General features: G+C 63.0%; 29 protein-coding genes. 13 read left to right on the forward strand and 16 right to left on the reverse strand.

Annotated elements, in window-relative coordinates:
- Positions 1 to 35: 35 nt before the first annotated feature.
- The 4 genes from ASD58_RS25900 to ASD58_RS25915 are packed head-to-tail and all read left to right on the forward strand — an operon-like array spanning position 36 to position 1,803.
- Positions 36 to 365: a hypothetical protein gene (locus tag ASD58_RS25900; RefSeq protein WP_156401495.1), complete on the forward strand. Its 330-nt coding sequence runs from the start codon at positions 36 to 38 to the stop codon at positions 363 to 365.
- Positions 365 to 745, forward strand: coding sequence for a hypothetical protein (locus ASD58_RS25905; protein ID WP_057264598.1), 381 nt, complete (start codon positions 365 to 367; stop codon positions 743 to 745). The genes ASD58_RS25900 and ASD58_RS25905 overlap by 1 nt, the downstream gene beginning before the upstream one ends.
- 12 nt (positions 746 to 757) lie before the next feature.
- Positions 758 to 1,288, forward strand: coding sequence for a metal-dependent hydrolase (locus ASD58_RS25910; RefSeq protein ID WP_057264600.1), 531 nt, complete (start codon positions 758 to 760; stop codon positions 1,286 to 1,288).
- Positions 1,285 to 1,803: a hypothetical protein gene (locus ASD58_RS25915; protein WP_156401496.1), complete on the forward strand. Its 519-nt coding sequence runs from the start codon at positions 1,285 to 1,287 to the stop codon at positions 1,801 to 1,803. The genes ASD58_RS25910 and ASD58_RS25915 overlap by 4 nt, the downstream gene beginning before the upstream one ends.
- Positions 1,804 to 1,826: 23 nt before the next feature.
- On the opposite strand, the gene ASD58_RS25920 is transcribed toward ASD58_RS25915, so the two are convergent.
- The 9 genes from ASD58_RS25920 to ASD58_RS25960 all read right to left on the reverse strand — a co-directional run bounded on the left by ASD58_RS25920 (position 1,827) and on the right by ASD58_RS25960 (position 8,885).
- Positions 1,827 to 2,288, reverse strand: coding sequence for an Lrp/AsnC family transcriptional regulator (locus ASD58_RS25920; RefSeq protein ID WP_057264604.1), 462 nt, complete (start codon positions 2,286 to 2,288; stop codon positions 1,827 to 1,829).
- The gene (locus ASD58_RS25925) at positions 2,285 to 3,370 is read right to left on the reverse strand and encodes an enoyl-CoA hydratase/isomerase family protein (protein ID WP_057264605.1); all 1,086 of its coding nucleotides are present in this window, start codon (positions 3,368 to 3,370) and stop codon (positions 2,285 to 2,287) included. Before ASD58_RS25925 ends, ASD58_RS25920 begins: the two co-directional genes overlap by 4 nt.
- A 75-nt stretch (positions 3,371 to 3,445) precedes the next feature.
- Positions 3,446 to 3,805, reverse strand: a complete 360-nt coding sequence (gene hpf, locus ASD58_RS25930; RefSeq protein ID WP_055937852.1) for a ribosome hibernation-promoting factor, HPF/YfiA family — start codon at positions 3,803 to 3,805, stop codon at positions 3,446 to 3,448.
- A 72-nt stretch (positions 3,806 to 3,877) separates the two neighbouring features.
- Complete coding sequence (locus tag ASD58_RS25935) at positions 3,878 to 5,377, reverse strand: RNA polymerase factor sigma-54 (RefSeq protein WP_057264607.1); 1,500 nt, start codon at positions 5,375 to 5,377, stop codon at positions 3,878 to 3,880.
- Positions 5,378 to 5,386: 9 nt separating this feature from the next.
- Positions 5,387 to 6,142, reverse strand: coding sequence for an LPS export ABC transporter ATP-binding protein (gene lptB, locus ASD58_RS25940; protein WP_057264609.1), 756 nt, complete (start codon positions 6,140 to 6,142; stop codon positions 5,387 to 5,389).
- A 2-nt stretch (positions 6,143 to 6,144) separates the two neighbouring features.
- On the reverse strand, positions 6,145 to 6,726 hold the full coding sequence (lptA, locus tag ASD58_RS25945; RefSeq protein WP_057264612.1) for a lipopolysaccharide transport periplasmic protein LptA: 582 nt from the start codon (positions 6,724 to 6,726) through the stop codon (positions 6,145 to 6,147).
- Between the two features lie 13 nt (positions 6,727 to 6,739).
- Positions 6,740 to 7,339, reverse strand: a complete 600-nt coding sequence (lptC, locus tag ASD58_RS25950) for an LPS export ABC transporter periplasmic protein LptC (protein WP_057264614.1) — start codon at positions 7,337 to 7,339, stop codon at positions 6,740 to 6,742.
- Positions 7,340 to 7,350: 11 nt separating this feature from the next.
- Positions 7,351 to 7,887, reverse strand: a complete 537-nt coding sequence (locus ASD58_RS25955) for an HAD family hydrolase (RefSeq protein WP_057264616.1) — start codon at positions 7,885 to 7,887, stop codon at positions 7,351 to 7,353.
- Positions 7,887 to 8,885, reverse strand: coding sequence for an SIS domain-containing protein (locus tag ASD58_RS25960; RefSeq protein WP_200951704.1), 999 nt, complete (start codon positions 8,883 to 8,885; stop codon positions 7,887 to 7,889). Before ASD58_RS25960 ends, ASD58_RS25955 begins: the two co-directional genes overlap by 1 nt.
- A gap of 82 nt (positions 8,886 to 8,967) precedes the next feature.
- On the opposite strand from ASD58_RS25960, the gene ASD58_RS25965 reads away from it, so the two are divergent.
- Entirely contained in the window at positions 8,968 to 10,947 is a 1,980-nt protein-coding gene (locus tag ASD58_RS25965) for a cation:proton antiporter (protein WP_057264619.1), read from the forward strand.
- Between the two features lie 16 nt (positions 10,948 to 10,963).
- On the opposite strand, the gene ASD58_RS25970 is transcribed toward ASD58_RS25965, so the two are convergent.
- Genes ASD58_RS25970 through ASD58_RS25980 form a run of 3 tightly spaced genes read right to left on the reverse strand, consistent with a single transcriptional unit; the run spans position 10,964 to position 14,453 of the window.
- Positions 10,964 to 12,103 (reverse strand): diguanylate cyclase, encoded by a 1,140-nt coding sequence (locus ASD58_RS25970; protein WP_057264821.1) that lies wholly within the window; start codon positions 12,101 to 12,103, stop codon positions 10,964 to 10,966.
- Positions 12,104 to 12,123: 20 nt separating this feature from the next.
- Entirely contained in the window at positions 12,124 to 12,975 is an 852-nt protein-coding gene (locus tag ASD58_RS25975; protein WP_057264621.1) for an MOSC domain-containing protein, read from the reverse strand.
- Between the two features lie 59 nt (positions 12,976 to 13,034).
- Positions 13,035 to 14,453 (reverse strand): NYN domain-containing protein, encoded by a 1,419-nt coding sequence (locus ASD58_RS25980; RefSeq protein WP_057264623.1) that lies wholly within the window; start codon positions 14,451 to 14,453, stop codon positions 13,035 to 13,037.
- Positions 14,454 to 14,525: 72 nt separating this feature from the next.
- On the opposite strand from ASD58_RS25980, the gene ASD58_RS25985 reads away from it, so the two are divergent.
- Positions 14,526 to 15,011, forward strand: a complete 486-nt coding sequence (locus ASD58_RS25985) for a nuclear transport factor 2 family protein (protein ID WP_057264626.1) — start codon at positions 14,526 to 14,528, stop codon at positions 15,009 to 15,011.
- 625 nt (positions 15,012 to 15,636) lie between these two features.
- On the opposite strand, the gene ychF is transcribed toward ASD58_RS25985, so the two are convergent.
- Positions 15,637 to 16,728 carry a redox-regulated ATPase YchF gene (ychF, locus tag ASD58_RS25990; RefSeq protein WP_057264628.1) on the reverse strand — a complete coding sequence of 364 codons (1,092 nt, stop codon included), beginning with the start codon at positions 16,726 to 16,728 and terminating at the stop codon, positions 15,637 to 15,639.
- A gap of 70 nt (positions 16,729 to 16,798) precedes the next feature.
- On the opposite strand from ychF, the gene ASD58_RS25995 reads away from it, so the two are divergent.
- From ASD58_RS25995 to ASD58_RS26005, 3 genes are all read left to right on the forward strand, one after another.
- Positions 16,799 to 17,338, forward strand: a complete 540-nt coding sequence (locus ASD58_RS25995; RefSeq protein ID WP_057264630.1) for a DinB family protein — start codon at positions 16,799 to 16,801, stop codon at positions 17,336 to 17,338.
- A gap of 113 nt (positions 17,339 to 17,451) precedes the next feature.
- Positions 17,452 to 20,676: a DUF2339 domain-containing protein gene (locus ASD58_RS26000; protein ID WP_057264632.1), complete on the forward strand. Its 3,225-nt coding sequence runs from the start codon at positions 17,452 to 17,454 to the stop codon at positions 20,674 to 20,676.
- Entirely contained in the window at positions 20,673 to 22,064 is a 1,392-nt protein-coding gene (locus tag ASD58_RS26005; RefSeq protein WP_057264634.1) for a DUF3999 family protein, read from the forward strand. Before ASD58_RS26000 ends, ASD58_RS26005 begins: the two co-directional genes overlap by 4 nt.
- Here ASD58_RS26005 and pth read toward each other — a convergent pair.
- From pth to ASD58_RS26020, 3 genes are all read right to left on the reverse strand, one after another.
- The gene (gene pth, locus ASD58_RS26010; protein WP_057264635.1) at positions 22,061 to 22,645 is read right to left on the reverse strand and encodes an aminoacyl-tRNA hydrolase; all 585 of its coding nucleotides are present in this window, start codon (positions 22,643 to 22,645) and stop codon (positions 22,061 to 22,063) included. The genes ASD58_RS26005 and pth overlap by 4 nt on opposite strands.
- A 45-nt stretch (positions 22,646 to 22,690) precedes the next feature.
- On the reverse strand, positions 22,691 to 23,047 hold the full coding sequence (locus ASD58_RS26015; RefSeq protein ID WP_057264637.1) for a hypothetical protein: 357 nt from the start codon (positions 23,045 to 23,047) through the stop codon (positions 22,691 to 22,693).
- An 84-nt stretch (positions 23,048 to 23,131) separates the two neighbouring features.
- Positions 23,132 to 23,596: a DUF4440 domain-containing protein gene (locus ASD58_RS26020; RefSeq protein ID WP_082565687.1), complete on the reverse strand. Its 465-nt coding sequence runs from the start codon at positions 23,594 to 23,596 to the stop codon at positions 23,132 to 23,134.
- 113 nt (positions 23,597 to 23,709) lie between these two features.
- Here ASD58_RS26020 and ASD58_RS26025 point away from each other — a divergent pair, with 113 nt between their 5' ends.
- The 4 genes from ASD58_RS26025 to ASD58_RS26040 are packed head-to-tail and all read left to right on the forward strand — an operon-like array spanning position 23,710 to position 24,989.
- On the forward strand, positions 23,710 to 23,979 hold the full coding sequence (locus ASD58_RS26025; protein WP_057264641.1) for a hypothetical protein: 270 nt from the start codon (positions 23,710 to 23,712) through the stop codon (positions 23,977 to 23,979).
- A 5-nt stretch (positions 23,980 to 23,984) separates the two neighbouring features.
- Complete coding sequence (locus ASD58_RS26030; protein WP_057264643.1) at positions 23,985 to 24,287, forward strand: winged helix-turn-helix domain-containing protein; 303 nt, start codon at positions 23,985 to 23,987, stop codon at positions 24,285 to 24,287.
- A 4-nt stretch (positions 24,288 to 24,291) separates the two neighbouring features.
- Positions 24,292 to 24,549 (forward strand): hypothetical protein, encoded by a 258-nt coding sequence (locus ASD58_RS26035; protein WP_057264645.1) that lies wholly within the window; start codon positions 24,292 to 24,294, stop codon positions 24,547 to 24,549.
- Positions 24,549 to 24,989, forward strand: coding sequence for a hypothetical protein (locus ASD58_RS26040; protein ID WP_057264648.1), 441 nt, complete (start codon positions 24,549 to 24,551; stop codon positions 24,987 to 24,989). The genes ASD58_RS26035 and ASD58_RS26040 overlap by 1 nt, the downstream gene beginning before the upstream one ends.
- Position 24,990 lies beyond the last annotated feature (1 nt).

A 24,990-nucleotide genomic window follows, 5' to 3' on the forward strand; every position in this document is an offset into this window, starting at 1 on the left:
AGTGCGGCACCGTATTTTTGATCTATTATCTGCATATGGCGATCTCATTACTGCTTGCAGCAGCGCTGGGCGCTGCACCACCCGAGCCGGAACCAATCTGGCGTTGCACGGCTGCGCACTATGCCAGCTTCGTGTCGCCATCCGGCACCCGCGAAAAATGGCCTACCGTACCTGAGCTTCCGGCGAAGTTGCGCGATACGCGTCATATGACGCTTAACTCACCTGGCATGCTGCCAGGCGGCCGTGCGCACATGATGTACGTCGACAGCACAGCCAGGGTCGTCTACATCCTGCAGACTTCCGGCCCGGCAGATTCCGAAGTCGTCTTCGGCCCATTGCCGCCGGTCGAGTGCCCTAAAGAGTAATGCAGACTAACTCGGCGTTTTACCTGGCCGCCCGAGCGCGCTTCCCTGACTTTGCCGAGAAGGCTGATCGCAAGTACTTCGAGTATTGGGACGAGCAGCCTCGCGCAGAAGGAGCGTATGGCTGGTTCGAAAGCGCGGCCAATGCCCTGAATGCGGAAATGAAGCGGGAAGGCGATCTCGCCGGTTGTTCCGAATTCTTTGAGTTTGTCGACAGCATATTTGCATCAGCCAGCGAAGAAGTCAGGCGCTGCATCGACGTATCGTTCGTCGAGAACCTGTTCTGGCAAGTGCCGCCAGCGAAAGCCGCCGCGTACTGGAATAAGCTGCCGCCGCAGCTGCAGGCATTGTACGTAGGCTTTCACAACCGGCCGCCAATTTAAGTTCCCCGCACCATGCCCACCATCCTCACCCACCCTGCGATTCCCCTGGCACTCGGTGTCGCACTTGGCCCGAACCGCATTCCGCGCCGCCTTCTGTTGGCAGGCATGGTTGCGGCTATCGTACCCGATATGGACGTTATCGCGTTCAAGCTCGGGATTGAATACGCAAACCAGCTTGGCCATCGCGGCGCATCCCATTCGATCGCGTTTGCACTTGCTTTAGGCATGCTGGCAGCGCTTGCTGCGCCGTGGCTTCACACGAAACGCTGGGTGGCCATGGCGTTCGTGTCGATCGCCTGCGTTTCACATCCTTTGCTCGACATGCTGACGACCGGCGGCCTGGGTGCCGCAATCTGGTGGCCCTTCTCTGACCAGCGGCATTTCTTCCCGGTCCAGTTTATCCGTGTCTCCCCACTGACCATGGGTCGCTTCCTTGGCCCTGCCGGCTTGACGGTCATCAAGTCTGAACTGCTATGGGTCTGGCTGCCCTGCATTGCCTTGATGGCGACCGCACTAGCCACACGCCGGCAGGCCGCAAAATGAGTACTTTTAAAAAGCTCTTCACTCCGCAATTCAGAGAAACGCCAAACGGAGTATTCCGGCCAATTTCAAAGTACGCCGAAATTCCCCCATTGGTGCTGGCCGCAACCTGGGCATCCATCGGGATATTTGGCAGCCAGCGATTTTATCTCGCCCTGGCTGCAGTGCTGCTCGCAGGCCTTGCCATCCGCTTCACCCGACTACGCAAGCTGGGGCCTGAAGGCTCGCCGCTCGTTGCAACTGAAGGCGACACGCTGGTCTTCCACAGCCTGAACGCCGGCCGTCCGAAGCGCTTCCCGCTTGCCGAGATACAGCAGGTCCGCATCTACGGCCAGGTTGGATACCGCTACTTCAGCGTTACGGCCGCGGGCGACATGGTTACCGTCATTCCAACCTCATTCCGCCGTGAACCAGAACAGGCCATCATCAATTTCCTGCAAACGGCCTTGCCCGGAAAAGTGCAGGTCGAGCCGGTTCCAAGGACATTCTTCGATCGCGTGCGTGGCGACTACAGCTGAAAAACGCGACGATCGACACTCGCCTAAAGTGTCAGCTTGGTTTCAAATTTCGAGCAGTTCATGGCAAACAGGCTCTTTACGTTGATCACGTTGTGGTGCGAGGTAAAGACGCGGCGCGTGAACGCGCTGTATTCCTCCATCGATTCCACCGTGACGATCAGGTGGAAGTCGAACTCGCCCGCCACTTCGTAGCAGGACATCACCTCGGGCTCCGACCGCATGCGGTGCTCGAACTGCTTGAGGACGTCGGTATTCTGTTTTTCCAGTTCGACCGACACGAACACAGTCAATGGCCGCCCTGCCAGCGCGCGGTCGACCAGCGCGACCGCTTTCACCAGCACGCCGTCGGCACGCAGCCTCTCGATGCGGCGCTGGCAGGTCGCGACCGATGAATGCACGCGCTCTGCGATCTCGCGCAGGGGCGTGCTGGCATCCTCTTGCAGGATATTGAGGATGCTGCGGTCGATCCGGTCCAACTCCCTCATGCGAGGTGTCGCAATGGGTGCGCCCAGGCTGGCCAGCATGGTTCGAAGAAGCGCTCCACCATTGCGGGTGTGACGTCGGCCAGCGACGCGGGATTCCACTTGGGCTGGTTGTCCTTGTCGATCACCAGCGCACGCACGCCTTCGAAGATTTCGCCGTGTTCGAAGTTGCGGCGCACCAGGTTGCGCTCCATGCGCAGGCAATCGGATACGCCAAGCGTTGCGCCGCGCTTCAACAATTCGTGCGTCACGCTCATCATCAGCGGCGAGCGCAGCTCCATTGCTTTCAGCGACTTCTGCGCGAACGGCGTACTGTCGCCGCGCAGCGAGTCCATGATGGCCGGTACCGAACCGGCGGCGAAATGCTTGTCGATCAAGGCGCGCTGCACTTCCAGCTCGCTGTCGCCGGCGAAGGCATTGTGCGGCCCTGCGAAAACGGCGATCGCATCGCGCAATGAACGGCCCGGCGTGCGCTCGAACAGTTCGCCCAGGCCGGCCAGCTCGGTCTCCGGCACGAAGCAATCGGCCAGGTCGAGATAGAGCGCATCGGCGGCGCCGACCGTCAAGCCGGTCAGCCCGAGCCACATGCCGAGCTGTCCCGGCGCGTGCGACAGGAAGTGGCTACCCCCCACGTCCGGGAACAGGCCGATGTTCACTTCCGGCATGGCCATCTTGGTACGGCCGGTGACGATGCGCACGCCGCAGTCAGGCCCGCCCTGCGCAATGCCCATGCCGCCGCCCATCACCACGCCATCCATCAGCGCCACATAAGGCTTGGGGTAGAAATGGATTAAGTGGTTTAGCGCATATTCTTCGGTAAAGAAGTCTTCCAGCAGCGCGCTGTCGCCTTGCGTGTCGGCGCGGCCAACGTCGTAGAAGAAGCGGATATCGCCGCCAGCGCACAACGCACGTTCGCTGGTGCTGCGCACCACCACTGCGGCCACAGACGCATCGTCGCGCCACGCCAGCAGCGCCTGGGTCATCGCGCGCACCATGTCGAGGGATAGTGAATTGAGGGCTTTGGGCCGGTCCAGCGTAATGAAGCCGGTGCCGTTGGAGATGTGGGTGTGGACGTATTCGCTCATGCAAATATTTTAACGCACACTGGTCGCAAAAAAGGGCGCCAATTGCGCCCTTTGGTGTGCTACACGGCCGGTCCTTTACACGGCGGTGGGTGGTGCCTCATACGTATCCGGGAAATGCTTGATGGCCGCATGATTGTGGTTCTGCACACGGTCTTTGTATTTCATGACCTGGCGATCCAGTTTATCAATCAGGGTGTCGATGGCGGCGTAGAGATCTTGCGACAGGCTTTCGACGTAAACAGTTTTGCCAGACATGCGCAGGTTGATTTCCGCTTTCTGGCGTTTCTCTTTCTCGGTGAGGTTATCTACAGTCAGGATGACAGCAATATCGATTACTTGATCGAAATGGCGCTTGACTCGTTCCAGCTTGTTCTGCACGTACTCGCGAATGGCTGGGGTCACTTCGACATGATGTCCACTGATGGTGAGATTCATACACACTCCTAAAGATGATGTCGCTCTCGAGTTCGTGCGCGCCGAAGCGCACAGAGGAACCCATGCACTGCACTACAAAGATTTGCGGAGGCTTACTGGAGGGATCTTCAACGCTTCTCGATATTTGGCAACAGTCCGTCGCGCAATCACCATGCCTTGTTCTCCCAGCATGTCCGCAATCTTACTGTCGGATAAAGGATTTTTCGGGTCTTCTGCTCCTGTCAATTGCACGATCAGTGCCCGTATCGCAGTCGAGGAAGCCTCACCCCCAGCTTCGGTCGCGACGTGGCTACCAAAGAAATATTTCAACTCAAACATGCCATGTGGGGTGAGCATATATTTTTGAGTTGTTACGCGAGAAATAGTGCTCTCGTGTAGTCCCAGTGTATCAGCAATTTCACGCAACACAAGGGGTCTCATGGCCACCGCGCCATGGCTGAAAAAGTTCTTTTGTCTTTCTACTATCGCTTCCGCGACGCGCAGGATCGTGTCGAAACGCTGGCGCATATTCTTGATCAGCCACTTCGCTTCCTGCAGCTGGCCGTTCATCTGCGACTCGCTCTTGCCTTGCTTGAGCAGGTTGGCGTACAGCGCGTTGACGCGCAGGCGCGGCACCACGTCGTTATTCAACGTGACCAGCCAGCCGCCGCGGCCCTTCTTCACGATCACGTCCGGCACCACGTAGTCCGACTCGCCCGACGCATATTCGGCGCCCGGATGCGGGTTGCACTGGCGGATCACGCACTGCGCTTCACGCAAGTCTTCGTCGTCGCAGTCGAGCGCCTTCTTCAGCTTGGTGAATTCGCGCTGGGCAAACCAGGTCAGGTGTTTTTCGACGATGGTCAGCGCCATGCGGCGCGTTACCAGCGGCACGCCCGGCATGCGCCTGATCTGCAGCGCCAGGCATTCGGAGGCATTGCGGGCGGCGACGCCGGGCGGGTCGAAGCTTTGCAGCAGCACCAGGCTGCAGCGCAGCTCGTCCAGTTCGATTTCCAGCTCGGGCGGCAGGCGCTCGTGGATTTCTTCCAGCGGTTCTTCCAGGTAGCCGTTGTCGTCCAGCGCGTCGATGATCAGTTCCATCAGGGCGCGGTCGCGCGGCTCCTGCACGGTGACGCGCATCTGCTCCAGCAGGTGTTCGCGCAGCGTGCAGCCGGAAGCTTCCAGTTGCGGGCGGCTGTCTTCGTCGTCGGCGGATTTGCTGCCGGCGCTGGCGCTCCAGTCGGCATCATCGCTGCCGTTGCCTGCGCTCTCATTGTCGCCGCCCTCATAGCCTTCGCCTTCGGCAGCGGCAGCCGGGGCGTCGCCGCCCTCGCCTTGCGGGCCTTCGGAGGCCGGTGCGGCCGGAGCTTCGGCACCATTGCCGTTGCCCTGGCTGATGGCGCCATCGGCCAGCAGGCGTACCGAGTGGTCGAGTGGATCGTCGAGGCGCTCCAGCATGGGATTATCGCCAAGCAGCTGTTCCAACTCCTGGTGCAGCTCCAGCGTAGAGAGCTGCAGCAGGCGGATGGATTGTTGCAGCTGCGGCGTCAGCGCCAGGTGTTGCGAGGTTCGCAGTTGCAGTGTTTGTTTCATGGCCTTCGCTTACATGCGGAAGTGTTCGCCGAGATAGACGCGGCGCACGGATTCGTTGGCGATGATGTCGTCCGGGCGGCCCGAAGCCAGCACGGCGCCCTGGTTGATGATGTAGGCGCGGTCGCAAATGCCGAGGGTCTCTCGCACATTATGGTCGGTGATCAGCACGCCGATATTGCGCTCCTTCAGGAAACGCACAATACGTTGGATTTCGATCACGGCGATCGGGTCGACGCCGGCAAATGGCTCGTCCAGCAGCACGAAACGCGGATTGGTGGCCAGGGCGCGCGCAATTTCCACGCGGCGGCGCTCGCCGCCGGACAGCGACAGGGCCGGGCTCTCGCGCAGCTTCTCAATTTGCAAGTCAGCCAGCAGCGCTTCCAGGCGCTGGTCGATCTCGGCCTTGGACAGCGGCTTGCCGTCGACCTTCTGCAATTCCAGCACGGCGCGGATATTCTCTTCCACCGTCAGCTTGCGGAACACGGATGCTTCCTGCGGCAGGTAGGACAGGCCCAGCGTGGCGCGCTTGTGGATCGGCAGGCTGGACACGTCGGTGCCGCCGATATCGATGGTGCCGGCATCGGAGGCCACCAGCCCCACGATCATGTAGAAGGAAGTGGTCTTGCCGGCGCCGTTGGGGCCGAGCAGCCCGACCACTTCGCCGCACTCAACTTGCAGCGATACGTCGTGTACCACCTGGCGCTTGCCATAGGTCTTCTGGAGGCCGCGCACGACCAGCGTGCTGGCGCAGGTATTTGCTTGCATGCTTACTTCTTCTCCATGTTGGCGGCAGGCGCTGCTGGCGGCGTGGCAGGCGGTTCGGTGCGCGTCGGCTGGATCACCATGGTGCCACGGCCGCCGCCCGGCTTGCTTTCGCCGCTGGAGGTATTGCGCACGCTGAAGAACTCCTTGCGGCTGTCGTAGGAGATGAACTCGCCCTGCACTTCATCGTTCTGCTTGCCGCCTTCCAGGCGGCGGATGGTGGCCTTGTTGAACATCTTTACCAGTTCAACCTGCTCTTCATATTCGATACGGTCGGCATCGCCTTCCACCCATTGGTCGCCGGCGCCGTCGCGCTTCTGGCGGAAGGTGGCTTTCTTGCCGTCGCCGAACAGGGTCACTTGCTGGTAGCCGTCCGGCGTCTGCTTGACGTAGGCACGTTCGGCCGTCATGGTCAGCGTGCCGCGGGTCAGCTTGACGCCACCCAGCAGGATGGTGATCTGCTTGACGTCGTCGATGTCCATCGAGCCATAGCTGATGTTGGTCGGCTTGTAAGAGTCGGCTTTCTCGGCCAGTGCCGGAGCCGCAACTCCCAGCAGCAAGGCTGCCGACAAGAGTAGTCGTTTCATAGTCATTCCTCAGTTATTGGTCTGCAGCCTTGGGCGGAAGCTGCAGTGTGCCGTTGCCGGCCAGGTGCATTTCGCGCGTCGCATTATTGGCGCGCATGCTGTTGGCCGAAGCAGTGGTATTCCCCAGGCGCAGCTTCACCGGATGGTCGGTTTCCATGCGGTCTTCGTCCGGGAAGATCACCAGCTTGTCCGATTCCAGGTGCAGCAGTTGCGAGTCCGGCGATGCCGCGCGGTCGATCGTTACGTTGCCGTTCAGGGTGACGCGGCTATTGGCATCTTCCACGCGCGCCGTCTTTGCCACGATTTCCATTGGCGGCCTGTCGCCGGCCAGGCTGTGCACGCGCGGATTGTCGACCTCGGAAGAATCGTCGATCGGGCGGTGCGTCAGCTTGTCGCCGGCAATGATGTAGCTGGGCTTGCCGTCCTTCGTCATGCGCACGAAGGAAAAGTTATGGATGATGTAGTCCGGCTCATTCATGCGCTTGTCGGCCTGCATCTGCTCGCCCGCGCGGTTCAGCAACTCGAGCAGGTAAAAGCTGCCGAGCGCCGCCAGCAGCACCACAATCATGCCGATCGACAGGCGGAAGCGGTGCGCTATCCTCTGGTTACGCATTGCTGGCTCCCTTACACCAGGAACTGCGCCATCACGCGGTCATAGCTGCCCGTTGCGCGCAGCACGAATTCGCAGGCTTCCCGCACCGCGCCGCGGCCGCCCGCGGCTTCGGTGATGTAGTGGCTGCGCTGCTGCGCTTCCTGGCGGCCGTTCGGCACGCTGACGGCGAAGCCGACACGGCTCAGCAGCGGCAAGTCGACCACGTCGTCGCCGATGAAGGCCACTTGCTCTTCGGCCAGTGCCAGCTCGGCCAGCAAGGCCTTGAACGGGGTCAGCTTGTCGTGGCCGCCTTGGTGCACGTAATCGATGCCCAGGTCCTTGGCGCGTGCCAGCACGATCGGCGTGCGGCGGGCGCTGATAATGGCAGTCTTGATGCCGGCTTCCTGCAGCAGCTTGATGCCCAGGCCGTCGTGTACATTGAAGGTCTTGACCATTTCGCCGTCGGCGCCATAGGTCAGGCTGCCGTCGGTCAACACGCCGTCCACGTCGAAGATGAACAGGCGCACCTTGGCTGCGCGGGCAACGAGGTCTTCGCGTTTTTGCGTCATCAGATCACCTTGGCGCGGGTCAGGTCGTGGATGTGCAGCGCGCCGACCAGCGTGCCGTCCGGGTCCACCACCAGCATCTGGTTGATGCGGAATTCTTCCATCACCGCCACGGCATCCACCGCCAGCTGGTCGGGGCCGATGGTGCGCGGGTTCAGGTGCATCACATCCTTGATCACGACCTTGGTGAAGTCCTGCACTTTCTCGATCATGCGGCGCAAGTCGCCGTCGGTGAACACGCCGACCGGCTTGTTGCCGGCATCGACGATGGCCGTCATGCCCATGCCCTTCTGGGTAATTTCCAGCAGCGCGTCAGGCAGGCGCGTTTCCAGGCCCACGGCCGGGATGGCGCCATCCTTGCGCATCACGTCGCGCACATGGGTCAGCAGGCGTCGGCCGAGGGCGCCACCTGGGTGGGAACGGGCGAAATCTTCTTCCTTGAAGCCGCGCAGGTCCAGCAAAGCGACGGCAATCGCGTCGCCCAGCGCCAGGGTGGCGGTGGTGGAGGCGGTCGGGGCCAGGTTCATCGGGCAGGCTTCCTTGGCCACGGACACGTCCAGGTGCACGTCGGCGATCCTGGCCAGGCTCGATTGCGGCTTGCCGGTCATGGCGATCACGTGGCCGCCCATGCGCTTGACCACCGGCAGGATGGCCATCAGTTCAGCCGCTTCGCCGGAATAGGAAATCGCGATCACCACGTCTTCCGGCGTCACCATGCCCAGGTCGCCATGCGCCGCCTCGGCCGGGTGCACGAACAGGGCCGGGGTGCCGGTGGAGGCCAGGGTGGCGGCGATTTTCTTGCCGATATGGCCGGACTTGCCGATGCCGGAGACCACAACCCGGCCCTTGCATTGCAGCAACAAGGACACTGCCTGGCCCACGGTCTCGTCGTTGGCAAGGCGCGCGTTCATGGCGGCCAGGGCGTCCGTCTCGATCTGCAGGGCCTCGCGCGCCAGTTCCAGGGCGCGGGTTGCGGTCTTGGCATCAAAAGATTTCAGCATTGTTTTTTCATGGGTTAAACTCATGCCCGAAGTATAGCCGAATTAGATAAGCAAAAAACTTGCCAGACAAAACAAACAACGGATGTTCTCCCCCCTTGAACTGACCCTCCTCCTCCTCGGCAGCGCCGTTCTTGGCGTGGTTGCCTTCCGCATGATGCACTTGCCGCCGATGCTGGGTTACCTGGCGGTCGGCATCCTGCTCGGTCCGCACGCCATGGGGCTGGCCGAGCAAAGCCATGCGACCGAGTTGCTGGGCGAATTCGGGGTGGTATTCCTGATGTTCTCGATCGGGCTGGAGTTTTCCCTGCCCAAGCTGATGGCCATGCGCTCGATCGTGTTCGGGCTGGGCATGGCACAGGTGGGGCTGACCATTGCCGCCACCATGCTGTTCGGCTGGCTCATCCATTTCCTGCTGCCGCCCTCGATCCAGCTCGGCTGGCAGGCCTGCTTCGCGCTGGGCGGCGCACTTGCCATGTCGTCAACCGCGATTGTAGTCAAATTGCTCACGGAACGGCTGGAACTTGAAAGCGAGCACGGGCGCAAGATCATCGGCATCCTGCTGTTCCAGGACCTGGCGGTGGTGCCGCTGCTGATCCTGATCCCCGCGCTGGCGCAGAACCCGGCCGACCTGCCCAAGACCCTGGGCCTGGCCGGGCTGAAGGCTGCAGTAGTGCTGCTGCTGCTGCTGTTCGTGGGCCAGAAGGTGATGCGCAAGTGGTTCACCATCGTCGTGCTGCGCCGTTCGCAGGAGCTGTTCATGCTCAACCTGCTGCTGGTGACGCTGGGCGCGGCCTGGATCACCGAGCAGGCCGGCCTGTCGATGGCGCTGGGCGCCTTCGTGGCGGGCATGCTGATTTCCGAAACCGAATACAAGCACCAGGTGGAGGAGGACATCAAGCCCTTCCGCGACGTGTTGCTTGGCCTGTTCTTCATCACCGTCGGCATGCTGCTCAATGCGCGCGTGGTGCTGGAGAACTGGTGGCTGGTGCTGGTGCTGCTGACCGGCCCGGTACTGCTCAAGTTTGCCCTGATCGCGGGCCTGGCGCGCCTGTTCGGCGCCTCCACCTCGACTGCCATGCGCACCGGCCTGGCGCTGGCGCAGGCGGGCGAATTCGGCTTCGTGCTGCTGAACGTGGTGGGCGGCATGAAACTGGTCGACCCGTTCGTGGTGCAGGTGGTGCTGGCCTCGATGGTGCTGTCGATGCTGCTGGCGCCTTTCCTGATCGCGCAGTCGGACAAGATCGTGCTGAAGTTCTCCGCCAACGAGTGGATGATGCAGTCGCTGAACCTGACCAATATCGCGGCGCGCACGATGTCGGCGCAGAAGCATGTGATCGTGGCGGGCTTTGGCCGCTCGGGCCAGTCGCTGGCTACCTTGCTGACCGAGGAGAAGATCCCCTACCAGGCGCTGGACCTGGACCCGACCAGGGTGCAGGAGGCACAAGCCGCAGGCGCCAACGTGTCCTACGGCGACGCGGCGCGGCGCGAATCGCTGGTGGCGGCAGGCATCAAGCGCGCTTCGGCGGTGGTGATCACTTACGCCTCGACGCCCTCCGCGCTGCGGGTGCTGCACCTGGTGCACGAACTGGCGCCGGAGCTGCCGGTCATCGTGCGCTCGCACGATGACACCGACCTTGACCGCCTGAAGGAAGCCGGCGCGGCGGAAGTGGTGCCGGAGTTGATGGAAGGCTCACTGATGCTGGCCTCCCACGCGCTGGTGATGTTGGGTGTGCCGCTGCGGCGGGTGGTGCACCGCGTGCAGCGCGCACGCGAGGAACGCTATGCTTCGCTGCGGGGCTACTTCCACGGCGCCAGCGACAGCGGCGAGGAAGCTGAAATGGTGCGCCTGCATTCGGTGTCGCTGGGCGAGCAGGCTTCGTGCATCGGCAAATGCGTGCAGGATTTGGGGCTGGATGAGACCGGGGCGGAGATTTCCGCCATCCGCCGCGGCAAGATGCGGCTGGAAGCTGAAGCGGGCACCACGCTGGAAGCGGGCGATGTGGTGGTCTTGCGCGGCACGGCGGAAGAAGTGGCGCGCGCCGAGAACGATTTACTGGCCTGACCCCGGTTTACCGGGTTCAGGCAGCGTACCGCATCACCCGGTTCCGCCCGCCCTCCTTGGCCTGGTACAGTGCCTCGTCAGCCTGTTCAATCAATTGCGCCGCCTGCTCCTCGGCCGACACATCATCCGGCACCTGCGCCAGGCTCGACACCCCCACCGAGGCGGTGATCGACACCTTCACCCCATGCGACAGCTCGATCATGGTCGCCGCGATGCCGGCACGAATCCGCTCGCCGACATAGGTCGCACTCTCCAGGTCCGCATCAATCAACAGCACCACGAACTCTTCGCCGCCAAAGCGCGCCAGCGCATCCGACAGCCGCAATTCCGCCTTGATCCGGTTCGCCACTTCCCGCAGCACTTCATCGCCGCCGCCATGGCCAACGGTGTCGTTGACGCGCTTGAAGTGATCGATATCGATGTACATGAACGACACCGGATACGACTGCCGGCGCGCCCGCGCAATCTCTTCCAGCAGGCGGCGGTCCACGTAGCGGCGGTTGAACACCCCGGTCAGCGCATCCGTCAGGCCCAGGTACTTCAGCATTTCATTGGAGATCACGTTCTCCAGGCAGATGGCGATGATGGACGCCATGTGCTCGACGAAATCCGTGCCCAGGCTGGGCGAGAAGCGCGTCGGGTCGGCGCTGCCCAGGTTCAGCGAGCCAATCAGGCGCTTGTTGCGCAGCAGCGGTACCACGCCCACGCTTTGCAGGCGCACGCCAGCCTGCGGGAACTGGCGGGCATGCTTTTGCGCGTCGAACATGCCAAGGTAAGGCTTGGGCGCCAGGCCCGCATCGAGGTCGAAGGCCAGCCCTTCCACCTCCGGCACGAACACCAGGTTGGGGAAGTCGGCGAAATCGACGCCCAGCTTTTCCATTACGGTGCGGATATCGTCATCCACGTCGACCAGCGCCAGGGTCACCGCGTCCAGGTCGGAAATCACCGGCAGGGTACGGAAGATGGTGCCAATCAGCTCGGGGAAGCTGGCCGCGCCGACAATCTCCAGGTCGAACGCCTGGTGGCGCGTCATGATCGAGTGATTGCGCTCGGCCTGCTCGATCAGGTAGGCAAGGCGGGCGCGCAGGGACTGGTTTTCTGCTGCGAGTTCCGCCTGGGTGGGCTGCTTGCCCGAGGTTTTCTGCGTGATCTCCATCGCCCTGCCGATATTCACTACTAAAACGACAGTGTAACCTCGATTGGGTCGCCAACCGATAGTTTTATGCCATCGCCTGTTGTTACGATTGCATTCATGCCGAAGCAGATGCCGCCGTCGACTTCCGGCTTGGCGCGATAGCTTTGCAGGATGTCCAGCGGATCGGGGCCGAATTCGCCGGTCGACTGGTCCACCGATGGCATCGGGCAGCGCGCGCAAGGCTTGACCGGCTTCAGCACGGCTTCGCCAATGCGAAATTCCTCGGTGTAGTCCTCTTCAAAGGCATCCAGGTCGCCGACCACCAGGTTGGCGCGGAAGCGGTTCATCGGCAAGGGCTGGCGGCCCTGCTGCTCCAGCTTTGCGTTGAGGTCCTGCAGCGAGCCGGTGCCGACCACCAGGATCGGGTAGCCGTCCGAAAACAGCGTCGGGTGCTGTTCGCCATTGGTCCACTTGCCGCTGGTCAGTCGCTTGGCGTTGGCGTGGAAGCGCGCCAGGCGGCATTCGACGCCGAGGAATTTGCTGAACCAGGTAGCGGTGGTGTCATCGCAATCGTAGGCCAGCACCGTGTCTTCCCAGACCTGCACCTGCAGCGCCGGCGCAGCCTCCGGGTCCGGCAGGCCGAGGGGGATTTCCAGTTGCAGCATGCCAGGAGCGCGCAGCTCCATGGTTTCCGATTTCAGGCGCGGCACGATCAGCGCCATGCGCGGATGTTCGCGCTGGGTCAGCGCCACGCCGTTGGCGTCGACCAGCATCCATTCGCGGTCGTAGATTTGCTCGGTCATCAGGCCGGCGCGGGTCAGGGTTGCGTGTTTCAGCGACAGGCCGGCGCAGGACTTGATCGGGTAAAGGGTAAGTTCGGAGATAAAGGGCATGGTGCCCGTGAGTATGGCAGAAAAAGAAACGCCGCGCGGCGCGCGGCGAATCGTGGACGTTAAGCTTCCTCTTTCGGCTTCTTCGGCAGCTTGCTGCGCGCCGAAGGCTTATGCGTGCCCGCCTTCCTGGCGCGCTTCGGCGCCGCTGGCTTGGCTTCCGCCGGCGCTTCGACCGCCGCCGCTTCCGCCACCACCGCAGTTTCCGCAGCCGCAGCCAGCACGGCTTGCGCCTGTTGCACCGCTTCTGCCGCATCGGCCGCAGCCTGCGCTACCTTGCTGCCGCGCGAGCTGGTTTTCTTTGCAGCCGGCTTTTTGGCCGCAGCGCGGGTGCGCTTGGCTGGCGCTTCGGCAGGAGCCTCCACGACTGGTGCTTCCACCACTGGCGCAACCTCTTCCACTGCCGCCACGGCAGCGACTTCGGCATCGGCCGGCACTTCAACGGCAGCGGCATGAGCGGTATCGCCCTCGCCACGGCGGCCACGGCCACCACGGTTGCCGCGATTGCGGCGGCTGTCACGGCCCTCGCGCTCGCGGCGCGCATCGGCGGCCTCGCCTGGCGCCGCAGCTTCTTCGGTGCCTTCCTGCGGCTCGGCAGCCGCACCATCGGCCACCACGCCGGCATCCTGCTCGACCGGTGCGTCAGCAACCGGCAGCACAACCGGCTGGCTGCCGCGATAGACATACGCGCCCGATTTTTCGTCGCGGCCGAACTCCAGCAGGCCGCGCGCCTTCATTTCTTCCAGCAGGTTGCCGAAGGTGCGGAAACCGTAATACGACTCGCTGAAGTCCGGCTTGCGGCGCTTGATCGCCTCCTTCAAGACCGAAGCCCAGATCTTGCCCTCGCCGCGTTCGGCAGCCAGCGCATCGAAGGTGGTGTAGGCGATTTCTACGCACTGGTTGCGGCGCTTGTCCATCTCTTCGCGGCGGCGCTTTTCCTCTTCCGCCGAGCGCTTAGGCTGCTGCTCGCGGTCGTTGCGCGTGGCCTGGCGCTGGCGGCGCGATTCGCGCACCAGGTCGTCGTAGAAAATGAATTCGTCGCAGTTGGCCACCAGCAGGTCGGAAGTCGAATCCTTCACGCCCACCCCGATCACGCGCTTGGCGTTCTCGCGCAGCTTGGAAACCAGCGGCGAGAAATCGGAGTCGCCCGAAATGATGACGAAGGTGTTGACATGGGACTTGGTGTAGCACAGGTCCAGCGCATCGACCACCATGCGGATATCGGCCGAGTTCTTGCCGGACAGGCGCACGTGCGGGATTTCGATCAGCTCGAAATTCGCCTCGTGCATCGGGGCCTTGAAGGCCTTGTAGCGGTCCCAGTCGCAATAAGCCTTCTTGACCACAATGCTGCCCTTCAGCAGCAGGCGCTCCAGCACCGGCTTGATGTCGAATTTCTCGTAGTTGGCGTCGCGGACGCCCAGTGCGACGTTTTCGAAGTCGCAGAACAATGCCATGCTGGCGTTATCGTTGGGGGAGGCCATGTTTTTTTATGGGAAGCTGTGCACAATCCAGCGATTATACTATTTCACCAACATTGACCCGGGAGACACCGAATGAAACGCCTGCTGATCGCCGCCGCCACTGTCCTCATGATGCACAGCGCCCTGGCGGCCGACCCGGACAGCGAGTTCCGCCAGCAGGTCAACGCCTTCGTCGACAGCTGGCACGACGACGCCGCCAACACCCGTCCCGACTACTGGGACAAGTTCACGCCGGATGCCGTTTTCATCGGCACCGACAAGAGCGAAGTGTGGAGCTACAAGGAATTCAAGGCCTGGGCCAAGCGCTTCTGGGACCGCAAGAAGGCGTGGAGCTTTACCGCGCAAAAGCGCAATGTCTACTTCTCGCCGGATAAGAAATATGTGTGGTTCGACGAACAGCTCAACACGCAGATGGGGACTTGCCAGGCCAGCGGAGTGCTGGTCAACACCGGCAAGGGATTCAAGATCGAGCACTACCAGCTGTCGCTGGCCGTGCCCAATCCGCTAATGGACAGCTTCACCAAAGCGATCGCCGAACACGAGGCCAAGGCAAAATAGCACTCGGCCTCGCCTGCTCTCGCCGACGAAGACGGGAACGATGGTCGCGCCCCAGCCCGCGCTGTCGGGCCCATCGCCGCGTTCGCCGAAGACGGCAAATGCCGCCGTAATCTGTTCCTTGAGGTGACTTAGCAACTCAGGCCGGATCTGGTCTTGCCCCAGGATGGCAACTTGCTCGGACATCGATGCGCGGCGCGCCAACTGGTACCAGCTGCCGTCGGAAAAAAGATAGTAATACCGCTGCGAAGATCCGCACGCTGTATAGCGGGGCGCCCTGATCAAATACGATTTGCGCCAGGGGCCGATGGCCCAGCTCGGCCCCTCCCCCCAAGTACATTTCGCCGTACTTTTCGAATTGTGCGGCGGGTCCATGTACGGCCCCGGCGCTTGCATCGGCAAGGATCCTGAGCTGGTCATCCGCTGAAATTTTCTCTAGAGAGAATTTCAATACTTGTTTCCCCGCGAAGAACTAATGTTACGGCGGGCACGTCGAAAGAAGTCCCGCTCACGCCGTTCAAATAGCACCCGCCGGCATCGCATGCCAGTTCCACCTGTAGCCGAAGCCCATTGGTGGACTTCCAAAAGAAAAGCCGCGCAACGCGCGGCTTGGCCGGAGCAAGCGATCTTAGACGTTGAACAGGAAGTTCAGCACGTCGCCATCCTTGACCACGTATTCCTTGCCTTCAGCGCGCATCTTGCCCGCCTCCTTGGCGCCGGCTTCACCCTTGTAGGTGATGTAGTCGTCAAAGGCGATGGTCTGGGCGCGGATGAAGCCGCGTTCGAAGTCGGTGTGGATCACGCCCGCTGCTTGCGGCGCGGTGTCGCCCACGTGGATGGTCCAGGCGCGCACTTCCTTCACACCGGCGGTGAAGTAGGTTTGCAGGCCGAGCAGCTTGAAGCCGGCACGGATCAGGCGGTCCAGGCCAGGTTCGTGCATGCCCATGTCTTCCAGGAAGGCCGCTTTGTCGGCGTCATCCAGGTCGGCAATTTCCGCCTCGATAGCGGCGCAGATGGCGACGATCGGCGCATTTTGCGCTTCAGCGTACTTGGTCAGCTGGTCCAGCAGCGGGTTGTTGGTGAAGCCGCTTTCGGAGACGTTGGCCACGTACATGGCTGGCTTTGCGGTGATCAGGCACAGCGGCTTGATCAGTTCCATTTTTTCAGCGTCCAGGCCCAGTGCGCGCACTGGCTTGGCTTCGTTCAGGTGCGGCACCAGGATTTCCAGCAGCGCCACCAGCTTGGCGGCATCCTTGTCGCCGGAACGGGCTTTCTTCTGTTCGCGGTGGATGGCTTTTTCAACGGTGCCGAGGTCGGCCAGCGCCAGCTCGGTCTGGATCACTTCGATGTCGTCCAGCGGCGATACGCGGCCCGATACGTGGATCACGTTGTCGTCTTCGAAGCAGCGCACCACGTTGACGATGGCGTCGGTTTCGCGGATGTGGGACAGGAACTGGTTGCCCAGGCCCTCGCCCTTGGAGGCGCCAGCCACCAGGCCGGCGATGTCGACGAATTCCACGATGGCGTTGACCATGCGCTCAGGCTTGACGATTTCCGCCAGCTTGGCCATGCGCGGATCAGGCACTTCCACCACGCCGACATTTGGCTCGATGGTGCAGAACGGGTAGTTCTCGGCCGCGATGCCGGCCTTGGTCAGTGCATTGAAAAGAGTGGACTTGCCGACGTTTGGCAGGCCGACGATGCCGCATTTGAGACTCATGGAAAACCTTTAAATGATATTGTTCTGCCACGGAATTTTCCGCAAATAGACCGAGATTGTACCCCAGATCATGTCAAGAACCGCCCATATCACCCTGCTGGCCCGCTACAACGAGTGGATGAACAACAAGCTGTACGAGGCGGCAGCGGCCCTGCCGGCGGAAGAGCTGGCGGCCGATCGCGGGGCGTTCTTTGGTTCGCTGCTGGCGACCCTCAATCATATTGCGGTGGCGGACACGATCTGGCTGAAACGCATTGGCAGCCATCCGCGCTTTGCCGCCACGCTGTCGCCAGTGGCGGCCCTGCCGGCGCCCGCCGCACTGGACCAGCCGCTATTCGATTCCCTCCCCGCCCTGCGCGAGCGCCGCGCCTGGCTCGACCGCCTGATCCTGGACTGGACCGCCAGCCTGGCCGACGCCGACCTGGACACCGTGATCACCTATCGCCGCATGAACGGCGAGGCCAATAACCGCCAACTCGGATTGCTGCTGCAGCACTTCTTCAACCATCAAACCCACCATCGCGGCCAAGCCACCACCTTGCTGTCGCAGGCGGGCGTGGACGTGGGCGCGACCGACTTGCTGTTGCTGGTGCCAGAGCAGGAGATTTGAGCAGGATCAAATCCTGATACGCCTTTGGGCAAACGGCGATACGGGTATCGTTGATGCTTGTAATATTGTTACCGATGGAAAATAATGCCATTAGAACAATATAGGGAGCCCTCATGGATTTGCTTTGGTTTATCGTGCTGGCGCTGGTCGCGCGCTGGGCCTGGCTGGCCCGCCGCGATGCCCGCCAGGCACGCGAGCATACCCTCCAGTTGCAGCGCGACGTTGCGGCTCTGGAGATTGCGCTTGCTGGCTTCAAGCACAGCGCAGCGGCCCAGCCGGCTGCCGTCGCACCGGAAGTGCCAGCCGCACCGGCTCCTTCCGCGCCACCGGCCGCAACACCCAAGCCGGCCGAACGCGAACCGCTGGTAGCGCGCGCCGCAGTGCCTGCGCCACAACCGGTGCCGCCGGCGCCAGCGGCCAGCGCGCCAACGCCAGCGGAGCCGGTCGAAGCCGCCGCGACGCCGCGCCAGGAAGCCCCTGCCAAATCAAGCGAGGCAGCCGACCGGGCCTGGACCGCGGCCAGGGAGGCTGCGCAGGAAAGCGCCGCGCCATCCCTTTCTGCTGCGCGGCCAAGCTTGCCGCCAAACGAGCCGCCAGCCTGGTTCACCGCCGCCCGCAACTGGCTGTTCGAAGGCAACCTGGTTGCAAAAATCGGCCTGCTGATCCTGTTTATCGGCGTCAGCTTCCTGCTGAAATACGCCGCCGCCCGCGTCACGGTGCCGATCGAACTGCGCCTGGCCGGCATCGTGCTTGCCGACGTGGCGGCGCTGGCCTGGGCCTGGCGCATCCGCAACAGCAACCAGGGTGTCAGCTTGCCGCTGCAGGGCACCTGCATGGCCGTGCTGATGCTGGTGGTGTTTGGCGCCTTCCGTATCTACCACCTGATCCCTGGCGGCATGGCCTTCGCCATGCTGTTCCTGCTGACGCTTGGCACCTGCCTGCTGGCCGTACTGCAGAACGCCCAATGGCTGGCCATCTTCGGCATCACAGGCGGCTTTGCCGCACCGATCCTGGCCTCGACCGGCCAGGGCAGCCATATTGGATTGTTCAGCTATTACGCCCTGCTTAACGCCGGCGTGCTGGCCATCGCCCTCAAGCGCTCCTGGCGCGCACTGAACCTGCTCGGCTTCGCGTTCACCTTCGCCATCGGCACCGCCTGGGGCGTGCTGCGCTACGAGCCGCAGTTCTACCTGTCGGTGCAAGGCTTCCTCGCCCTGTTCTTCCTGTACTACGTGGGCATTGCCATCGCTTACGCCCACCTGGAAGCACCCAAGCTGAAAAGCTATGTCGACGGCACGCTGGTATTCGGCACGCCGATGCTGGCAGCCAGCCTGCAATTCGGCCTGGTGAAAGGCTTCGCATTCGGCATGGCCTACTCCGCCCTCGCGCTCGGCCTGTTCTATGGCGTGCTGGCCATCGCGCTGGCGCGCCGCCGCGCCACCTACGGCCTGCTGGTGGATGCCTTTACAGCGCTGGCCGTGGTGTTTGGCACGCTCGCCATCCCGATGGCGCTCGACGGCCGCTGGACTTCGGCCGCCTGGGCGCTGGAAGGCGCCGGCATCGTCTGGATCGGCCTGCGCCAGCGCCAGCCGCTGGCCTGGGGCTTCGGCCTGCTGGTGCAACTGGGCGCCTGGGTCAGCTTCATTGGCTCGGTGTCCGGCCTGGACCAGGAAGCAGCAATGCACTCCAACTTGTGGCTGGGCTTCCTGCTGCTGGCGATCAGCGCCTGCATCATGGCGATGCGTTTCCGCAGCCATTCCAGCGATGAAGGCACGCGCGGCCTGCAGCTGCTGGGTGCGCTGTTCCTTGCCGGCTCCGCCATCTGGCTGGTCGGCGGCGCCTGGACCGAAGTCATCTTGCGTACCAGCGGCAAGCTGCAAGCGAACCTGCTGGTGGCCAGCGCCTTGGGCGCCGCCGCGGTGATGGCCCTGATCGGGCGCAGCGTGGCCTGGCCGATGGCTCGCGGGCTGGCACTGGCCGCGCAACTGCTGGCTGGCCTGGTGCTGGCCTTCCTGCTGGCGTTGAACTGGCAGGTGGCACCGGTCTCGCCAGACTTGTTCGCAACGCCTTTCCTCGGCAGCGTCATGCTGCTGGCCGGCGCCGTGTTCAGCGCCTGGACCCTGAAGCGCTACGGCTCGCAATATCCGCCTTCGTGGTCGAACGCGGTGCTGGCTTATTCCGGCCTGTGGTGGCTGCTGGTGATCGTGCCAACCATCGCCAACTGGCTGCTGGCCCATTACCAAATCGCCACCACCGGCAACTTCGAACCGCACAGCCCATTGCGTCCCAGCGCCTACAGCCTGGTGATCGTCGCCACCACGCCATTGTTCGTCAAGCTGGCGCAACGCCTGTCCTGGCCAGCGCTGCGTGCCGCGGTGCTGCCGGCATGGCTGCTGTTCGGCATGACCACGCTCGGCATGCTTGGCATACTGTATAGCAGCATCAACGTGCCCGCCGGCGAAGTATGGTTCGCCTACGCAGCACTGTGGCTGTTGTCCGAATGGCTGATGCGCGGTACCGGGCTGGGCGAGGCGCCGCTGGTGATCCTGCATACCTTACGCAGCACCGGCCCCTGGCTGATGATCTGGCCGGTCGGCGCCTACTGGATTTCGCGTGGACTGGAGGGCAGCGGCGCCGATCCGGCCTGGGCCAACTTCCTGCCGGCCTGGCTGATGATGGGCGGCCTGGCCTGGGTGATGCGCCGCGTGCGCGCCGACGGCTGGCCGGTAAAGCCGCTGGCTGGCTGGTACCGCAACGTGCTGCTGCCGCTGGGCTGCGGCTGGTCCCTGCTGCTGGTCGCGGTCTGGAACCTGAGCCAGGACGGCGCCATGTCGCCGCTGCCCTACGTACCGCTGGCGAACCCGCTCGACCTGACCAGCATCTTCGCGCTGCTGCTGTCGATCGCGGCTTACCGCCTGCTGCAGGACAAGCTTTCGCCATACCGCCCGCAGTTGCTGGCCGGTGCCGCGCTGGCCGCATACGCCTGGTTCAACCTCGCACTGCTGCGCACCGTTTCGCATTACGTCGGCGTGCCCTACCAGTTCGAAGACCTGTTTGCATCGCAGTTCGTGCAAGCCATGCTGTCGCTGGTATGGAGCGTGACCGCGCTGCTGCTGATGCGCTTTGCAACGCGCAAGCAAGAACGCAAGCTGTGGATCGCCGGCGCTGTGTTGCTCGGCGTCGTAGTGGCCAAGCTGTTCCTGGTTGATCTCTCCAATGTTGGCGGCGTTGAGCGCATCGTCTCCTTCCTCGGCGTTGGCGCGCTGATGGTCGGTATCGGCTACCTCGCCCCCTACCCGTCCACCCGCGGCGATGAAACTGAAAAGGAAGCTGCATGAACGCATTGCTCCTGGCGGCGGCTGCCGCCACCACTGCAGCAAGCGATTTGCCGCAGGATTACACCCATGTGATCCCGCTGACGGTCAACGGCAAGCCCAGCGTGGTCCAGCTGCAACTGCCGCGTGACGCCTACCTGAACGCACGTTCGGCATCGCTCAACGACTTGCGCGTGTTCGATGCCAATGGCGCGCCGCAGCCATTTGCGCTGCGCCAGCCGGACGCGGAACCCGGCACCACGCACCGCGCCCTGCCGGTGCGCATCTTCCCGCTGATGGCGGAACGCCCCGATGTTCCGCTGGCTGGCCTGGAGGTCAGCACCGCGACCGACGGCCGGGTGCTCTCGGTGCGGCTGCCCTCGCAACAAGGCGCCGCATCTGCCGGCCGCGCGCAGGAACGCCTGGCTGGCCTGGTGCTCGACCTGCGGCAGGAAGGCAAGCAGGACGCGCCGATGGTCGATGCCCTGCATTTCACGCTGCCGGCCGGCCGCAACACCTATACCGGCCAGGTATGGCTGGAAGCCAGCGACGACCTGAAACACTGGGACGCCATCGGCGTGGCGGAACTGAGCTGGCTGGCCAATGCCAGCGAGCAGACGCTGGCCAACGACAAGCTGGAATTCCCGGCGCGCCCGATGCGCTATGCGCGCCTGAGCTGGCGCAGCGGCGAACCGCTGCCCTTCGCCAGCATCAGCGCCCAGTCGCCGGAGCGCGGGCCTGCCACAGCGCCCATCGAATCGCTGCTCCTGCAACCACAGCCGGGCCGCGATCCGCGCGACCTGCAATACGTCAAGCCGGCAGGCGTCACCCCTCGGCGCGTCGGGCTGCAGGTCGATAGCGGGAATATGGTGCTGCCCGCCATGCTTGGCAGCTACGTCGAAGTGCATCGTACCGGCCAGTTCCGCTTCGAACCCGCCTTGCGCACCACGTTCTACCGCCTGGAAAAGGATGGCAAATCGCGCTTGGCGGACGACATCACGGTCCCGTCCTGGATCGGCGAGCGCTGGGTACTACGCTTCGACACGCCGCCGCCGGTCAAGCCACCACTGCGCGTGAGCTGGGTGCCGGCCACGCTGGTGTTCGTTGCCGGCGGCACGCCGCCTTACAAGCTGGCTGTCGGGCGCGACAAAGCTGCCCCTGCGGGGCGCGATATCAATGAGGTGGCACCTGGCTTTAGCGCGGCGGAATTGCGCACGCTGGATCGCGCCACGGCCGGCGCCGCGCAAGAGCAGCTTGAGGCACTGGCCAACGCCGCCAAGCGCGCCAGTGCCGATAACAGCGCAGCCCAGCACCGCCTCCTGATCCTGTGGGGCGTGCTGGTGCTGGGCGTGGCGGTGGTGGCGGGAATGGTGTGGCGCCTGCTGCGGCAGGCAGGCGCCAGCAGCACTTAATTGGTGTGCAGTTCCATCGTCGCCTTGGTGAAGTCGCCGGCGACGGCAGTGGGGATGATGCGCAGGGCTTTTTCGATCGCTTCTTCGATCAGCAATTGCTCTTCGCGGCGCGGGCGGTGCAGCACGAAATCGGCCACCGGCTGGTTCAGGTTCAGGGTGCGCGGGTGGCCGATGCCGATGCGCAGGCGCCAGTAGTCCTGGGTGCCCAGCGCGGAGGTAATGTCCTTCAGGCCATTGTGGCCGCCCGATGAACCACCCTTTTTCAGCTTGGCCGCGCCGGGCGGCAGGTCCAGTTCATCGTGCACCACCAGCACTTCGTCCGGCTGGATCTTGTAAAAGCGCGCGATCGCGCCGACCGACTGGCCGGAGCGGTTCATATAGGTTTGCGGTTCCAGCAGCCATAGCTGGTTGCCGCCGATGATGGTCTTGGCCACCATGGCATTGAAGCCCGACTCGCGCTGCAGGCGCGCGTTCGGCAGCGAATTGGCGAGATTGTCCACCAGCCAGAAGCCGGCGTTGTGGCGGGTTTGTTCGTATTCGGCACCGGGGTTGCCGAGGCCAACGATCAGGCGAATGGACATGGTCTTGCGGTTGCGAGTGCAAAACCGCAGATTATACCCTTGCCCTCAACCGAGCAGCCCGCGCGCCAGCAAGGCGAGTTCGCCTAGCAGGATCATGGCCATCATGCCAAAGCCCCAACGGCTGATCCGGTCTACGTGGTCGCGCAGTGCGTCGATCTGGGCCTGCAATGGCGCCACAGCCTTGGCGATCTCTTCGCGCGTGTAGAGCTGCATTTCAAGACGCAACTTCACGAAGCCGTCATCAATGTACTGGCGCATGCTGGCGAACTGCGCGTCGGTAGACGCCTGCATGCTGGCGAACCGCGCATCCATGTGCTGTCGCAGCAAGGCCAGTTCGCAATTGACGCCATCCAAGGCTTTCTCCTGTGCGGCGATCCGTTCATCCGGGGTCAGCTGTTCCATGGCGGCCTCCCGCTGTCGGCAAGCCACCATTGTTTACCATTCTCGCGCGTCGCGCCTTGAGCCGGCGTACAGGAAGCAGCGGAACTATTTCGGCGGTGCCCTGTCGGCGTTCCAGGTATCGCGCAGGTACATCCACTTGCCGTTGACCTTTTTGTTCACCGACAGGAACTTGCCGGTCTCGACCACTTTGCCGTCCTTGTCCTGCACGGTGTAACTGCCGGACGACCAGCCCAGTTTGCCGTCCGCGCCGCCAGCGCGCTTCTCGCCGAAGCTGAACACCATGCCGCCCTGGTTCGCGCCTTGCGCTTCCTTCAGCCAGAACTCGCGGATCGCAGTGCGGCCGTTGACAGCAGGCACCCCCGGCGGCATCAGCACCGCAGCTTCGTCGTACAGGCTGGCCATGGCATCGCCATCCGCCGCGCGGAAGGCCTTCAGCCACGCCTGGTCGACTGCGTGGATCGCTGCCACATCGGCCTTCGCATCGGCAGCCAACGCCGGCGCCGCGAATATGGCAGCCACCATCAATCCCCCTGCAAGTTGCGCTTTCATCGGACAGCCCTCCTGTGAGAATTCTTCATTTCAGCATAGACCACTTGACAACGGAATCCACCTGTAAGATATTTATTACACGTGTCTTCAATTTAAAACAGAAAGGACGTTCCATGAAATACCTGACTACCCTGCTGTTCGCTGCCAGCCTGGCCGCACCGGCCTTTGCCGCCGACGCACCATTGACCGACAAGGAGCGGATCGACCAGTTGATCGAGCAGAACAGGATGCTGATCGCCCAGAACACCCTGCTGGCCGAACAGTGCGAACGGCCAAAAACCAAGGAAGAAGCCTTCGCCCAATGCATGCAGGCCGCGCGCGGCGAAAAAGGCGCGATGGCGGCCGAGTCGGTCGGTTCAAACTGCCGCCTGCTGTTGAAGTGAGTGAAATGCAAAAGCTGTTACCAGTGCTCGAAGCGCTCGCCAATCCGCACCGCCTGCGCATCATCGCTGCATTGAAAACGGACGGCCGCAACTACGTCAGCCAACTGGCGCGCGACGTAGGCATCAGCCGCCCGCTGCTGCACCTGCACCTTGCCAAGCTGGAAGCCGCTGGCCTCGTCACCAGCCAGCACGAGCTGTCCAGCGACGGCAAGGCGTTGAACTACTTTGAAGTGGCGGATTTCTGCCTGACGCTCGATCCCGCCGCAATCGCGGAAGCCGCCCAACATCTCAACCTGGAAGAGGAATAACCGTATGTCCGAGCACATTTACCTGCTGACCCTGGGCCTGCCGTTGGCCACCGCCTTGATCGTCTTTGGCATGAAATATTGGTCCGCCGCGCACAAGGCGCGCGCCGGAGCCGCCAGCGCCGAAGCCTACCGCGAGCTGGCAGTCCGGTCGGCTGCAGTTCAGGCCGAAAATGCCGCCGCCCTGGCTTCCATGCAAGCCACGCTGGCGAACATGAACAGCCGCCTGGCCGAAGTCGAAACCATGCTGAAAGAGGTGGGCTGATGCTGGCCGGTCTGTGGCAGCGCGACGCGCGGCATGAAGGCGTCATGCGCATCAACATCTACTTGCTGCGCTTGCTGTATGCGCTGATGTTCTTCATGCTGGGCCAGACTACCTGGAGCGAAATCCTGACCCACCAGGGCTCGTGGGAGCCGAACAAGGCAGTGGCCTGGACGGTGTGGACGGCCTTTGCCACACTGGCCGGCCTCGGCCTGCTGCGGCCGGTGAAGATGCTGCCGATCATCCTGCTGGAGATCCTCTACAAGGTGATGTGGCTAACGATCGTTGCCTATCCGCTCTGGTCGCGCGACGCGCTGGTCGGCTCGCCGGCGGAAAGCACGACGTATGCCTTCCTTGGCGTGCTGCTTGCCATCATTGCCGTACCTTGGGGCTATATCGCGAAGTCCTACTTCACCTGGCCAACGAAAACAAAACCTGCCTGAC

Source organism: Duganella sp. Root1480D1 (genome assembly GCF_001427305.1).
Taxonomy (GTDB): Bacteria; Pseudomonadota; Gammaproteobacteria; order Burkholderiales; family Burkholderiaceae_D; genus Rugamonas.